Source organism: Citrobacter sp. MGH104, from assembly GCF_001034485.1.
GTDB classification, from domain to species: Bacteria; Pseudomonadota; Gammaproteobacteria; order Enterobacterales; family Enterobacteriaceae; genus Citrobacter; species Citrobacter freundii.
This window is the reverse complement of the sequence record NZ_KQ089818.1, coordinates 859,248-873,361: the sequence shown is the minus strand read 5'-3', so window position 1 is coordinate 873,361 and position 14,114 is coordinate 859,248. Positions and strand designations below refer to the sequence as shown.

Here is a 14,114-nt window from a genome sequence, read left to right as displayed (position 1 = left end):
TTGTCTATAGTTAGCGGGTACGTCAATTGAAAGGGAGAATATAATGTCTTTTCATTCTTATGAATCACGTATCGATGATGATCTGGAATTATTGAGTGAAACGCTGGAAGAGGTGCTGCGTTCTTCTGGCGACCCAGCAGATCAAAAATACCTTGAGTTAAAAGCGCGGGCAGAGCGGGCGTTAGAAGAGGTGAGAAATCGCGTCAGCCATGCTTCTGATAGCTACTATTACCGTGCGAAAAAAGCTGTTTGTCGGGCGGATGACTATGTGCACGAAAAACCCTGGCGCGGGATCGGTGTTGGCGCCACAGTCGGTTTAGTGATGGGATTATTGTTAGCACGGCGATAAATTCCGTTCTGTCATCGCATTTGTACGTACTCCCTAACTGGGGGTACTGCTTTTTCTGCTCAGTACCCCGTATAATGTGAGGTTTTTAACAGGGAGAGGTCCGCGTGCATTCAATCACTACTGCGCTGGAAAGTCTGATGCGTCATTTGTCGCAAGAGTTACCAGCCGCACCTGGAATTCGTATTTACGACATACCTTTCCCACTGAATGATGCGTTTGACGCTTTAGGATGGCTGGCTAGCCAACCCGTCTGGCCCCAGTTTTACTGGCAGCAGCGTAACGGCGACGAAGAGGCCGCCGTATTAGGGGCCGTCGCCGCATTTTCCTCGCTGGAATCGGCCCAGCAATTTTTACACCAGCATGATAATCATCCCGACCTGCGCATCTGGGGCCTGAATGCCTTTGAGCCACAGCGTGGCAATTTGCTGCTGCCGCGGCTGGAGTGGCGACGTTGCGCCGGAGTGGCGAGCTTACGCTTACATCTCTATAGCGACGTATCGTTACGTGACGACGCCGCGCAGGCGGTGGCGTTTATCTCATCGCTCGCCAACGTTAAGCCGCTACCCGCGTTGCGTCTCAGTTTGACGGGAGAACAGAACTGGCCAGATAAAGCGGGCTGGACAAATCTGATAAAACTCGCCACGCAAACGATCAATAGGGAAGAACTCGATAAGGTTGTGCTGGCACGGGCGACCGACTTACAGTTTTCTCAGTCGGTTAATGCCGCGGCCGTGATGGCTTCCAGCCGTCGCTTAAACCTGAACTGCTACCATTTCTTTATGGCATTCTCTGCCGACTCCGCTTTTCTTGGCTCTTCCCCTGAGCGTCTGTATCGGCGGCGAGACACGGCGCTGCGCACCGAGGCGCTGGCCGGAACCGTTGCTAACCACCCTGAGGATCATCGCGCCTGGCAGTTGGGTGAATGGCTAATGAAAGATGATAAAAACCAGCGTGAGAATATGCTGGTGGTTGAAGATATTTGCCAGCGCCTGCAAGGCTGTACGCAAACTCTTGATGTGCTGCCGCCACAGGTGCTGAGACTGCGTAAAGTGCAGCACTTGCGCCGTTGCATCTGGACGGAACTGAATCAGGCCGACGATATGCTTTGCCTGATGCAACTCCAGCCCACGGCGGCTGTCGCCGGTATTCCGCGAGAGCTGGCACGTGAATTCATCCAACAAAATGAACCCTTTGAACGTGAGTGGTATGCCGGTTCTGCGGGTTATCTTTCACGGCGCCAAAGTGAGTTTTGCGTGTCACTACGTTCGGCGAAAATTAGCGCAAACGTGGTGCGCCTGTATGCCGGGGCAGGGATCGTACGTGGTTCAGATCCTGAGCAGGAATGGCAAGAAATAGACAACAAAGCGGCGGGTTTACGTACTTTATTACAGATGGAAGCCTAATGAGTCACACATTATCGACTCATATCAAAAATCCATTTATTCGATTCTTTATACTGTGTCGCAATATTGATACCGGACAATCTCATGTCAGTAAGCGCATTTAACCGACGCTGGGCGGCGGTCATTCTGGAAGCACTCACTCGCCACGGCGTCAGGCATGTCTGCATTGCCCCTGGCTCTCGTTCTACACCGTTGACGCTGGCGGCAGCGGAAAACCCCGCATTCATCCACCACACCCATTTTGACGAGCGTGGTCTTGGGCATCTGGCCTTAGGTCTGGCAAAAGTTAGCCGTCAGCCTGTCGCCGTGATTGTGACGTCCGGTACCGCGGTGGCGAATTTATATCCCGCGTTGATTGAAGCGGGCCTGACCGGTGAAAAACTAATTTTACTTACGGCAGACCGACCGCCAGAGCTTATCGACTGTGGTGCGAACCAGGCGATTCGTCAGGCCGGAATGTTTGCCTCGCATCCATCGCAAACGCTCTCTTTACCGCGTCCCACTCAGGACATTCCGGCAAGCTGGCTGGTGTCCACTATTGATAATGCGTTAGCAACCCTGCATAGCGGGGCGGTTCATATCAATTGCCCGTTTGCGGAACCGCTGTATGGCGATATGGACGAAACGGGGATTGCCTGGCAGCAGCGCCTCGGCGACTGGTGGCAGGACGATAAACCCTGGCTGCGAGAAGCGCGTCGGCTGGAAAGCGACAAACAGCGCGACTGGTTTTTCTGGCGACAAAAACGCGGCGTAGTCATTGCGGGCCGCATGAGCGCTGAAGAAGGTAAGAAAGTTGCGCAGTGGGCGCAGACGTTAGGCTGGCCGCTGATTGGTGATGTTCTGTCGCAAACCGGACAACCGCTGCCGTGCGCCGACCTGTGGCTGGGAAATGCGAAAGCGGTAGCTGAGTTACAGCAGGCGCAGATTGTGGTGCAGCTTGGCAGCAGCCTGACCGGAAAACGACTCCTGCAATGGCAGGCCAGTTGCGATCCGCAGGAATACTGGATTGTCGATAATATCGAAGGCCGCCTCGATCCGGCTCACCATCGTGGCCGCAGGCTGGTGGCGAAAGTTGGCGACTGGCTGGAGCTGCATCCGGCGGAGAAACGTCAGCCCTGGTACGTGGAAATCCCTCGCCTGGCACAACTGGCCTGGCAGGCGGTAGAAGCCCGTCGTGAGGCGTTCGGTGAAGCGCAATTAGCCCACCGTATTCACGAATACTTGCCGGAGCAGGGGCAGCTGTTCGTGGGTAACAGTCTGGTGGTACGCCTGATTGATGCGCTGTCGCAGCTTCCGGCTGGTTACCCGGTCTATAGCAACCGTGGCGCGAGCGGTATTGACGGTCTGCTGTCAACGGCAGCAGGTGTACAGCGTGCCAGCGCGAAATCGACGCTGGCGATTGTTGGCGATTTATCTGCATTGTATGACCTGAATGCGCTGGCGTTATTGCGTCAGGTTTCTGCACCGTTTGTCCTGATAGTGGTCAACAATAACGGCGGACAGATTTTTTCTCTACTGCCGACGCCAGCCAGCGAACGCGAACGGTTCTATCTGATGCCGCAGAACGTACATTTCGAGCATGCTGCCGCCATGTTTAACCTTAAATACCAGCGCCCGGAAAACTGGGAGCAACTGGAGAGCGCGTTGACTAACGCCTGGCGTACTCCTGCGGCCACGGTGATTGAGCTGGTGGTGAATGAAACTGACGGGGCGCAAACCTTGCAGCAACTGCTGGCGCAGGTAAGTCATCTATGATCCTGCATGCGCAGGCGAAAGAGGGCCAGACGGGATTTCCCTGGCTGGTTTTCCTGCACGGTTTTTCTGGCGATTGTCGGGAATGGCAGACGGTCGGCGAAGCGTTTCAGGATTATTCGCGGCTATACATCGATCTGCCGGGACACGGTGGCTCCGCTGACATCAGCGTGAGCGGATTCGATGACGTAAACGTTTTGCTGCGTAACACTTTGCTTAGTTACAACATACACAACTACTGGCTGGTGGGATACTCTCTTGGTGGCAGAGTCGCGATGATGGCGGCCTGTCAGGAGATGCCTGGGCTTTGTGGTCTGGTGGTTGAAGGTGGACATCCAGGCTTGCAAGGCGAAGAGGCGCGCGTTCAGCGTCGTCTCTCGGATGGCCGCTGGGCTGCGCGTTTTCGCGCAGAGCCGCTACGTGAGGTGTTTAATGACTGGTATCAACAGCCCGTTTTTTCCTCGCTGAACACGGTACAAAGAGAGGCGCTGGTCGCTCTGCGTAGCCAGAATAATGGGCAAACGCTGGCGGCAATGCTGGAGGCCACCTCGCTTGCCGTACAACCTGATTTACGTGCGCAACTCACGACGCGCACATTTCCGTTTTATTATTTATGTGGTGAACGTGACGATAAATTCCGCGCTCTGGCGGCGGAAATATCAGTACCAAACCATGTGTTTCGTAATGCCGGACACAACGCGCATCGGGACAACCCCGCGGGTGTAGTGGACTGTCTGGCTCAGATTCTGCGTCGCTGACTATAGGACATTTTATGATCTATCCTGATGAAACAATGCTTTACGCACCGGTAGAATGGCACGATTGCTCTGAAGGCTATACCGACATTCTTTACGAGAAATCCACCGACGGTATCGCAAAAATCACCATTAATCGTCCGCAGGTACGCAATGCCTTCCGTCCGGTCACCGTGAAAGAGATGATCCAGGCGCTGGCGGATGCTCGCTATGATGACAACATCGGCGTAATTATTCTGACCGGTGCGGGCGATAAAGCGTTCTGTGCAGGCGGCGATCAGAAGGTACGTGGCGACTACGGCGGATACCAGGATGACTCCGGTGTGCATCACCTGAACGTACTGGACTTCCAGCGTCAGATTCGTACCTGTCCGAAACCGGTAGTAGCGATGGTTGCAGGTTTCTCCATTGGCGGCGGTCATGTGCTGCACATGATGTGTGACCTGACCATTGCGGCTGAAAACGCCATCTTCGGTCAGACCGGTCCAAAAGTCGGTTCCTTCGACGGCGGTTGGGGCGCTTCCTATATGGCGCGCATCGTCGGTCAGAAAAAAGCGCGTGAAATCTGGTTCCTGTGCCGTCAGTACGATGCGAAACAGGCGCTGGATATGGGGCTGGTCAACACCGTGGTTCCGCTGGCGGATCTGGAAAAAGAGACAGTACGCTGGTGTCGCGAAATGCTGCAAAACAGCCCAATGGCGCTGCGCTGCCTGAAAGCTGCACTGAACGCCGACTGTGATGGTCAGGCAGGTCTGCAGGAGCTGGCAGGTAACGCCACTATGCTGTTCTACATGACGGAAGAAGGTCAGGAAGGCCGTAACGCCTTTAACCAGAAACGTCAGCCTGATTTCAGCAAATTCAAACGGAATCCGTAATGCGTAGCGCGCAGGTATACCGCTGGCAGATCCCCATGGACGCGGGGGTGATTCTGCGCGACAGGCGGTTAAAAACGCGTGACGGGTTATACGTATGTCTTCGTGACGGTGAGCGTGAAGGGTGGGGAGAAATCTCCCCGCTGCCGGGCTTCAGTCAGGAAAGCTGGGAAGAAGCGCAAACCGAGTTGCTGGCCTGGGTGAAAGGCTGGCTGCAAGGGGATGCCTCCTTACCGCAACTGCCTTCGGTCGCCTTTGGCGTAAGCTGTGCGCTGGCCGAACTGGCTGGCGTATTGCCACAGGACGCAGACTATCGTGCTGCACCGCTGTGTACGGGCGATCCTGACGATCTGGTACTGCAACTGGCGGACATGCCGGGCGAAAAAGTGGCGAAGATTAAGGTCGGTCTGTATGAAGCGGTTCGCGACGGCATGGTAGCCAATCTGTTACTTGAGGCGATCCCGGAGCTGCATTTGCGACTTGACGCCAACCGGGCCTGGACGCCGTTGAAAGCTCAGCAGTTCGCGAAATACGTTAATCCGGAGTACCGCGGACGCATTGCCTTCCTCGAAGAACCGTGCAAAACCCGTGATGATTCTCGTGCCTTCGCGCGTGAAACCGGCATTGCCATCGCCTGGGATGAAAGTCTGCGTGAAGCGGATTTCACCTTCGAAGCCGAAGAGGGCGTCAAGGCTGTGGTTATCAAACCTACGCTGACCGGCAGTCTCGATAAAGTCCGTGAACAGGTGGCAGCGGCGCATGCGCTTGGTCTTACTGCCGTTATCAGTTCGTCAATCGAGTCGAGTCTGGGCTTAACCCAGCTGGCGCGAATTGCTGCCTGGTTGACGCCGCAAACCATCCCGGGTCTCGATACCCTGAGCCTGATGCAGTGCCAGCAGGTACGCACCTGGCCGGGTAGCGCGTTGCCGTGTATCGACGTTGATGCGCTGGAACGTCTGCTATGACCCAGCAGGAAATGCCCGATAGCGTGAGCTTATCGGGCCTGATACAACCCAGTGACTGGCCGTGGCGTCACTGGCGACAGGTTCGTGCGAAGGCGCCAGCCTTACGCCTCAACGACGAGGTATTAAGCTGGAGCGAGCTCTGCGCGCGCATCGACCATCTGGCCTGCGGTTTTGCCGCTCAGGGCGTGGAAGAAGGCGATGGCGTCCTGCTTCGCGCCTGGAATCATCCGCGCGCTTTGCTGGCCTGGCTCGCGCTGCTGCAGTGTGGGGCGCGGGTTTTACCTGTGAACCCACAGTTGCCTCAGTCGCTGCTTGATGCGCTGGTCCCGGACTTAACGCTACGTTTTGCGCTGGATCTGGAGGCTGCTATCGCACTCCCGGAACTCAGTCCGTTACAGATGCAGTCGTTGCCAGGCTATCACGCCGCCGCATGGTTGCCCGAGCGTTTGAGCACGATGACGTTAACCTCAGGTTCTACCGGATTACCAAAGGCGGCGCTGCATACATGTCAGGCGCATCTGGCAAGCGCGCAGGGCGTACTGTCATTAATGCCGTTTGGTGCTGAGGATGACTGGCTGCTCTCATTGCCGCTGTTTCATGTTTCCGGGCAGGGCATTTTGTGGCGATGGTTGTTCGCCGGGGCGCGAATGACCGTGCGCGACAAACAGCCGCTGGATCAAATGCTGGCTGGATGCACTCACGCTTCACTGGTGCCCACGCAACTGTGGCGCTTACTTGTTAATAACACGCCAGTCACGCTAAAAGCGGTGCTGCTGGGCGGTGCGGCAATTCCTGTTGAGTTGACGGAACAGGCGCGTGAACAGGGGATTCGTTGCTGGTGCGGTTACGGATTGACGGAGTTTGCTTCTACGGTTTGTGCGAAAGAGGCAGATGGCCTGGCGGATGTGGGCTCTGCTTTACCGGGGCGGGAAGTCAGGATCGTTAATGACGAAGTTTGGCTACGAGCCGCCAGCATGGCGCAAGGTTACTGGCGTAACGGACAGCTTATGCCTTTAGTGAACGCGGAAGGCTGGTTTGCAACCCGCGATCGCGGCGTGTTGAAGGACGGCAAGTTAACCATTGTCGGCCGTATGGACAATCTGTTCTTTAGCGGCGGGGAAGGCATACAGCCGGAAGAGGTGGAACGCGTGATTGCCGCACATCCACATGTTCTGCAGGCCTTTATTGTGCCGATAGAAGACAAAGAATTTGGCCATCGCCCGGTGGCGGTCGTTGAGTATGACGCTAATGCTGGAGAAACTAATCTGGCAGAGTGGGTAAAAGATAAGCTGGCCCGCTTTCAGCAACCGGTATGTTGGTTGACATTGCCACCCGAGCTTAAAGCCGGAGGGATAAAAATCTCGCGTCGTGCGTTGTCGGATTGGGTAAGTGCTTCATCATTAACATTAAGAAAGCATTAATTACATTTCTCATTTTTGTCATTCCGCAGCTATTGTCCTTTTGTTTATCTGCTGAAGTGTAACCTATTGTGAAATTTTTTAACAAAAGGTGCGCTATGGAATGGCATGTGAAGAAGTCTTGCTGTCACAAGAAAGCAGAGAGGCTCTATATCGTACTTTGCGATAGTGGTGGTTCGCTTAAGATGCTCGCTGAGGCGCAATCTTTCGAGCGGGTTAAACCTGGCGATCTTCTTTCACCGCTGAAAGATGCGCAGTATTGTGTTAATCGCGATGTATCCCGCGTGATTAAAATAATCGATGCCAGACAGTACATATGTGACGAATGGGAGCGCCTGTTACGACTGTCGGCAGATAAATGAGCTCAGCGCCGGTGCTTGTCTGCAGGCAGAAAAATCGTCATTAAACCCGCCATGATGCACAGTACCCCAACCAGCGCCTTTACTGAAAATGTTCCCTGCCAGCCGGGCAGAATCATTGATGCAACCCAAACCAGCACATAGCTCAGGCTGAGCAGGGCATAAGCTTTGCTCAGCGCGAGCTGGTGCAGGGCTTTATGCCAGCAAATAACCGACAGCAAATAGCCTGCCAGCCCGGCAGATAAAGCAAACGCTCCAATACTGAGAGATAATACGACGGAGATGAACTCCAGCGGCTGCATCATTGGCGGCAGATTATCCATTGCGAAGCCGAGGCTCAACTGGGCTGCAGAGGTGATAATAACGCTACATAATCCCCAAAAGATGCCCATTACACTGCGCTCCCAAGAATAAAGATGCCGGTAATGATCAGCCCAACCCCCAGCCAGTGGCGTGTAGTGACGGGTTCGCGCCAGATTTTCCACGCGGCCAGCGTCACCCATACAAAGTTAAGACTCAGCATGGGGTAGGCGATACCGACAGGAATGTTCTGCAGTACCGCCAGCCATAGCAGCATGGCCAGACCGAGGCTTGCCAGAGCAAGCCCAATCCATTGCGTGACGTGGCGTTTTCGCGCACGAACGGACACCGGTCGGGTCGCCTGCTTCTGGCATAGCTGGCCGCAGACGCTGAGCAGGCTGGCGAGAACTAAGGCTATCCAGATCATTTTGGCCGATACTGAATCAGGACCAGTCGCCCCTGATTATCAATGTAATCAGCGGGAGGGATAGCGAGTTGATTAATATCTTCATCCTTATCAATCGTGAGCACGAGCGTAATATTTCCTTGCTGACGATGTTGCGCTAACCAGTCGGCAAAGTCTTCCCGACTGACAAAGCGCCCCTGAGCATCCGGGTAGTTGAGGCCATATTTTAACTCGCCCGTTTGGCCGTACATCATGATGTCGTCACGCTTCAGGCTCCAGGCCAGCCCTGCGGCAACGCCAACGTTGTCGGTGAGAATGTAACGGCTCGACTCCAGCGACTCTTTAGTCATCTCGACAAAAAACTGCGGCTGTTTAGACTCCATCACCCGGTCAGGGACTGAGAAACCAAACAACAGCGCGAGTCCCAGCGGACACAGCGCGGCGAATTTCCAGTTCTTCTCGCGGTTATTTAGCGTATACCAGCCGAACAGTGCCCAGGTGATAAAAATGCCCCACGCGCAAAACACCTTATACGTTTCGATATGCGACCAGACCGGCGTCTTTAACGGACCCAATGTGGAAACAATAAATGTGGCGACAATGCCGGTCACGCCGAACAGCACGTTGATCCAGCCATTCACACGCAGTGCGGCGGAGCCTTTTTCCGCGGCCTGCAGGCCGAAACGCGCCGTTAATATCGCCAGCGGGGCGAAGCAAGAAAGAATATAGGTCGGCAGTTTTCCTTTGGCGATGCTGAAAAACAGGATTGGCATGACAATCCAGCTTAACAGGTACAGCGCGCTGCGCGGAACATCCCGCTCACGCCAGCCCGTACGCAGCGCGCCGGGGAGCAGCCCGAGCCATGGTAATGCGCCAGCCACGAATATCGGAATGTAGTACCAGATGGGAGCCTTGTGTTGGGCATCATCCTGTGCGAAGCGTTGAATATGTTCAACCCAGAAGAAGTAATGCCAGAAATCCGGCTCACGCTGGGCAATCGCTATTCCCCACGGTAGCACAATCACGACGCAGCCGATAACCGCCAGCAGACCGTAGAGTATGAGATCTTTCCAGCGTTTTTGTGCGAAAACCCACGGCAGTACGCTGAGCACAGGAACGGCAAGCGCAAGGAAGCCCTTGGTCATCACGCCCATGCCGCAGGTTAACCCTAACAGCAAAAAAGCGATGATTTTGCGCGTTCTGGTGGTGGCCTGCATGCCTTCCCAAAAACAGCACATGCCCGCCATCAGCCAAAGCGCAATTATGGGATCAAGTACCGCGTAGGTGCCGATGCTGTAAACCGAGAAAAACGTTAAAAAGATAGCAGAAGAGAGTACGGCGGTACGCTTATCCTGCCATAACCGCATGGCAAGCCAGGCTACCAGTAGCGCCGTCAGCAAGGTGGCAAATATAGCCCCCGCTCTGACGCCAAAATTATTAGCGCCAAATAGCCATTGCCCGATGCTGTTTAACCAGTATCCGGCAATGGGTTTTTCAAAGTAACGAAGCCCTAAAAAGTGCGGCACGATCCAGTCGCCGGACGTCAGCATTTCCCGACTGATTTCGGCATAGCGCGTTTCATCAGGCTGCCAGAGCAGGCGACTGTTGATAGGGAGAATAAAATACAGCGCAATAAACGCGATACAGGCCAGAGTGTAGCGGGCAGCAGGTTTCATTGTGTCGCACTCACCGGTTGTTGGCAGCCGAGCCATCCCTCTCTGCCCGGTATTTTTCCCCGCACGATCTGCCCTGTTGGCAGCGTGCTGATATCGTCTGGTAACAGCTCGCCAAGCGGGCAAAATGTCATCCCCATGTCGGCGGCGCGAGTAAGCAGCTCGTCAAAATTCTGATGAAAGGCGATGCCTTCAACTTCCGCATGAATGGTGTACACCGGTGTTCCTCTGCTCATCTGGATGTGGGAGAGAATATAAGCGTTGAAGTCCACCGCCTGGACCTCCTGACCAACCACTTCATCCCATGTTGGTAACGTGACGGGAATTTGCGGCGTACCTGTTTTCCCGGACGCCAGTACAGGACGAAATAAAGACGTTCCCCGACAGTCGCTGTTATAGCGTAAATGGAACATTTCTTTTGCCTCGACGACGCGGTTGTCGGCACGCCATCCGGCAACCGCAGAACAGGTAACCGGTTGTCCGATGATGGCTTCAAGGGCGGTAATGCCTCGTGAAATATCATCAATCAGCTGTTTATCATTCCAGTTTCCGCTTCGCGCTTGCCAGGCATGGTGATCCCAGGCATGCAAACCGGTTTCATGAATCAGGGCGGTTTGCGCAATGATCGCCGCATTGGCCTGGCCAATCTCTTTTCCCGGCCACGCGGTTCCCGCGAGCAATATATCCCATCCGTAGAGCGATGCTGCGTTTGAGCGCAGCATTTTCCACAGAAATTGTGGCTTCACAAGACGCCAGAGATGGCGCCCCATGTTGTCAGGTCCAACGCTAAAGAAAAAACTTGCCCGAACGTTATGCCGGTTCAATGTCTCCAACAGGCGGGGCACACCTTCGCGCGTCCCCCGGAAAGTATCGACATCAATGCGCAAGCCTACTTTGGTCATGATGTGTGTTCCGTGATATCCACACTGCGTAAGAAGAAGTCCAGCGTCTCTTCTACCGTTTCCTGCATCTCAATAGTGGGCTCCCAGTTCAGGCAGCGTTTTGCATTACGAATGTTGGGCTTACGATGCTCAACGTCCTGATAACCTTTACCATAGTAGCTACTGCTTTCGACGTCACGGAAACCGGCAAACGGTGGGAAGTGGTTGCGTAATGGGTGTTTTTCAAAGCAGGTAAGCAGCATTTCTGCCAGTTCCTGAATACTGGCCTCATTCTCCGGGTTACCGATGTTGATAATTTCGCCATCGCAGCGTCCGCCTTCGTTTTCAATGATGCGGTACAGGGCTTCGATACCATCGCGAATATCAGTAAAGCAGCGTTTTTGCTTACCGCCTTCAATCAGCTTAATCGGTGAACCTTCCACCAGATTGAGGATCAGTTGGGTAATGGCGCGTGAGCTGCCGATACGCGCGGCGTTAAGGCTGTCCAGACGCGGTCCCATCCAGTTAAACGGACGGAACAGGGTGAAGCGCAATCCCTCTTTTTCGCCGTATGCCCAAATTACGCGGTCCAGCAACTGCTTGGAAACGGAGTAGATCCAGCGTGGTTTATTCACCGGGCCGACGATCAGGTTCGAGCTGTCTTCATCAAAAACTTTGTCGGTACACATGCCGTAGACTTCGGAGGTTGACGGGAAAATGATGCGCTTACGGTATTTCACGCAGTAGCGAATGATTTTCAGGTTCTCTTCAAAATCGAGCTCAAACACGCGCAGCGGGTTGCGGGTATATTCGATTGGCGTGGCGATCGCTACCAGCGGCAGCACGACGTCGCATTTTTTCACATGATATTCAATCCATTCGGAGTGAATGCTGATATCGCCTTCGACGAAATGGAATCGTGGATGCTGCAGAAAACGACTAATGGCGTCGCTGCCAATGTCGAGTCCATACACTTCGTAATTGTCTTCTTGCAACAGGCGTTCGGTCAGATGGTTACCAATGAAGCCATTGACGCCAAGGATCAGCACGCGAGTACGGCGTTTAGCGGTAGTAACTGACTGGCTGTTCAGGCGAGAACCTGGTACCAGGCCCAGAACCTGCGCCAGCTGTGACCCCTGCATGGCAATACCATCGCCAGCTTGCCCGGTAATAATCTCCAGTGCGCCATCAGCGCAGGCGATCAGCAAAGGCGAAACGGAGATGACGGTTCCTGGCTGGGCTGCGCGGTCATTTTTGCAAACACGTGACGACCAGACGGTGAATTTTTGCGTACCAACATAGCTAAATGCGCCCGGCCATGGATCGCTGACGGCGCGTACCTGGTTATGCAACTCTGCGGCTGGTTTGTTCCAGTCGAGGAAGCTATCTTCCGGCGTACGGCGACCAAAACAGGTCGCTTCTGCTTCCTGTTGGGGGTGTTCTGCATAATCTCCCGTTTTAATCGCGGGCAGCGCCTCTTCCAGTAACTGACGCGCAGCCTGGCACAACTTATGGTGCAGCGTTAACGCCACATCATCGGGCGAAATAGCAACCCGCTGCTGGGCAACAATGGCACCGGCATCCGCGCGTTTGACCATCCGGTGAAGCGTGACGCCGGTTTCGGTTTCACCATTGACCAGTACCCAGTTCAGCGGTGCGCGGCCACGGTATTTGGGCAGTAGCGAGCCGTGCAGATTAAATGCACCCTTAGGGGCAATGCTGAGGATCTCATCACTCAGTAAATGGCGATAGTAGAACGAGAAGATAACATCAGGTGCCAGTTGGCTAATGCGCTCAATCCACAGGGGATGATTAACCTCGTCAGGGGCGTAAACCGGAATACCGGCGCTGGCCGCGAGGCGGGAAACAGATCCAAAAAACGCTTTTTCACCCGGATTGTCGGTGTGCGTAAAAATGGCAGCGATTTCATAACCTGCATCCAACAAGGCCTGGACACCCTGACATCCCATATCGTGATAGGCAAATACGACGGCTTTCATGCGCGGTTTTCCTCGGTTGACTGCGTGGTTTGTGGGCGGATAACGTGTTGAACAAAATAGCGGGGGCGGGCGCGGACATCGTTATAGATGCGACCGATATATTCGCCGAGTAAACCCATGCCAATAAACTGTGCGCCGATAAAGGTAAACAGGACGGCAAACAGCATGAATACCCCTTCCGCGGCCCACTGTGGGCCGAGCGTCAGGCGCAGAACAACAAGCAAGACTGATAAGGTAAAGCCCGTGGCGGCGATCACGCTGCCCAACAGACTCAGCATGCGAAGCGGTGTTGTGGTAAGGCAAGTCACCAGGTCATACATCAGGTTGATCAGACGCATGAAGCTGTATTTGGAGTCACCAAATTCGCGCTCTGCATGATGTACCGGGATCTCCGTAGCGCGACGGGCAAAAATGTTGGCCAGAATAGGGATAAAGGTGCTGCGCTCCTGGCAATGCAGCATGGCATCGACGATGTGACGGCGATAGGCGCGTAGCATGCAGCCGTAGTCGCCCATTGCTTTACCGGTGGTTCGTTGGATCAGATGGTTGATCATTCGTGAGGCGGTCTTACGAAATACGCTGTCCTGCCGGTTCTGGCGCACCGTGCCCACCACATCAAACCCCTCATCTGCTGTGGCGACCAACCGAGGGATCTCCTCCGGCGGGTTCTGCAAATCGGCATCCAGTGTGATGATCAAGTCGCCAGTGACATGGCTGAAACCGGCCATAATCGCCGAGTGCTGTCCGTAATTGCGATTCAGCAAAATAGAAACAATATGGCTGTTTGGTGCCTGGGAGGCATTCATCATCAACTGAGCGGAATTGTCACTGCTACCGTCGTCGATTAGCAGAATTTCATAGTCTTTACCCAATTTCTCGCAGGCGGCGCTGGTGCGTCTGATTAACTCTGGCAGGCTTTCCTGTTCATTAAAAACGGGAATGACCACCGAGACTTTTTTGATTGGTGCTGCTTCAAACATG

At 54.4% G+C, this 14,114-nt stretch carries 14 protein-coding genes; 8 read left to right on the top strand and 6 right to left on the bottom strand.

Translation table 11 applies throughout. The features are described 5' to 3' along the window. Nucleotides 1-43: 43 nt before the first annotated feature. The 8 genes from elaB to pmrD all read left to right on the top strand — a co-directional run bounded on the left by elaB (nucleotide 44) and on the right by pmrD (nucleotide 7,876). Nucleotides 44-349, top strand: coding sequence for a stress response protein ElaB (elaB, locus tag SK34_RS04115; RefSeq protein ID WP_003027683.1), 306 nt, complete (start codon nucleotides 44-46; stop codon nucleotides 347-349). Nucleotides 350-453: 104 nt separating this feature from the next. Continuing rightward, nucleotides 454-1,752, top strand: coding sequence for an isochorismate synthase MenF (gene menF / locus SK34_RS04110; RefSeq protein WP_048232439.1), 1,299 nt, complete (start codon nucleotides 454-456; stop codon nucleotides 1,750-1,752). An 84-nt stretch (nucleotides 1,753-1,836) separates the two neighbouring features. Further along, complete coding sequence (menD, locus tag SK34_RS04105; RefSeq protein ID WP_048232437.1) at nucleotides 1,837-3,507, top strand: 2-succinyl-5-enolpyruvyl-6-hydroxy-3-cyclohexene-1-carboxylic-acid synthase; 1,671 nt, start codon at nucleotides 1,837-1,839, stop codon at nucleotides 3,505-3,507. Continuing rightward, entirely contained in the window at nucleotides 3,504-4,262 is a 759-nt protein-coding gene (menH, locus tag SK34_RS04100) for a 2-succinyl-6-hydroxy-2,4-cyclohexadiene-1-carboxylate synthase (RefSeq protein ID WP_048232436.1), read from the top strand. The genes menD and menH overlap by 4 nt, the downstream gene beginning before the upstream one ends. 14 nt (nucleotides 4,263-4,276) lie before the next feature. Further along, complete coding sequence (gene menB / locus SK34_RS04095; protein ID WP_003027671.1) at nucleotides 4,277-5,134, top strand: 1,4-dihydroxy-2-naphthoyl-CoA synthase; 858 nt, start codon at nucleotides 4,277-4,279, stop codon at nucleotides 5,132-5,134. Next, nucleotides 5,134-6,096 carry an o-succinylbenzoate synthase gene (gene menC, locus SK34_RS04090; RefSeq protein WP_003027669.1) on the top strand — a complete coding sequence of 321 codons (963 nt, stop codon included), beginning with the start codon at nucleotides 5,134-5,136 and terminating at the stop codon, nucleotides 6,094-6,096. Before menB ends, menC begins: the two co-directional genes overlap by 1 nt. Then, the gene (gene menE / locus SK34_RS04085; protein ID WP_048232434.1) at nucleotides 6,093-7,517 is read left to right on the top strand and encodes an o-succinylbenzoate--CoA ligase; all 1,425 of its coding nucleotides are present in this window, start codon (nucleotides 6,093-6,095) and stop codon (nucleotides 7,515-7,517) included. The genes menC and menE overlap by 4 nt, the downstream gene beginning before the upstream one ends. 95 nt (nucleotides 7,518-7,612) lie before the next feature. Then, nucleotides 7,613-7,876 (top strand): signal transduction protein PmrD, encoded by a 264-nt coding sequence (pmrD, locus tag SK34_RS04080; protein WP_003839377.1) that lies wholly within the window; start codon nucleotides 7,613-7,615, stop codon nucleotides 7,874-7,876. Between the two features lie 2 nt (nucleotides 7,877-7,878). On the opposite strand, the gene arnF is transcribed toward pmrD, so the two are convergent. Genes arnF through arnC form a run of 6 tightly spaced genes read right to left on the bottom strand, consistent with a single transcriptional unit; the run spans nucleotide 7,879 to nucleotide 14,113 of the window. After that, entirely contained in the window at nucleotides 7,879-8,265 is a 387-nt protein-coding gene (arnF, locus tag SK34_RS04075; protein ID WP_048232433.1) for a 4-amino-4-deoxy-L-arabinose-phosphoundecaprenol flippase subunit ArnF, read from the bottom strand. After that, nucleotides 8,265-8,600: a 4-amino-4-deoxy-L-arabinose-phosphoundecaprenol flippase subunit ArnE gene (gene arnE, locus SK34_RS04070; RefSeq protein ID WP_003027661.1), complete on the bottom strand. Its 336-nt coding sequence runs from the start codon at nucleotides 8,598-8,600 to the stop codon at nucleotides 8,265-8,267. The genes arnF and arnE overlap by 1 nt, the downstream gene beginning before the upstream one ends. Continuing rightward, the gene (arnT, locus tag SK34_RS04065) at nucleotides 8,597-10,255 is read right to left on the bottom strand and encodes a lipid IV(A) 4-amino-4-deoxy-L-arabinosyltransferase (RefSeq protein ID WP_048232432.1); all 1,659 of its coding nucleotides are present in this window, start codon (nucleotides 10,253-10,255) and stop codon (nucleotides 8,597-8,599) included. The genes arnE and arnT overlap by 4 nt, the downstream gene beginning before the upstream one ends. Next, nucleotides 10,252-11,154 (bottom strand): 4-deoxy-4-formamido-L-arabinose-phosphoundecaprenol deformylase, encoded by a 903-nt coding sequence (gene arnD / locus SK34_RS04060; protein ID WP_048232431.1) that lies wholly within the window; start codon nucleotides 11,152-11,154, stop codon nucleotides 10,252-10,254. The genes arnT and arnD overlap by 4 nt, the downstream gene beginning before the upstream one ends. Continuing rightward, the gene (gene arnA, locus SK34_RS04055; RefSeq protein ID WP_044714032.1) at nucleotides 11,151-13,133 is read right to left on the bottom strand and encodes a bifunctional UDP-4-amino-4-deoxy-L-arabinose formyltransferase/UDP-glucuronic acid oxidase ArnA; all 1,983 of its coding nucleotides are present in this window, start codon (nucleotides 13,131-13,133) and stop codon (nucleotides 11,151-11,153) included. The genes arnD and arnA overlap by 4 nt, the downstream gene beginning before the upstream one ends. Further along, the gene (arnC, locus tag SK34_RS04050) at nucleotides 13,130-14,113 is read right to left on the bottom strand and encodes an undecaprenyl-phosphate 4-deoxy-4-formamido-L-arabinose transferase (RefSeq protein WP_003027648.1); all 984 of its coding nucleotides are present in this window, start codon (nucleotides 14,111-14,113) and stop codon (nucleotides 13,130-13,132) included. The genes arnA and arnC overlap by 4 nt, the downstream gene beginning before the upstream one ends. Between the last annotated feature and the right edge of the window lies 1 nt (nucleotide 14,114).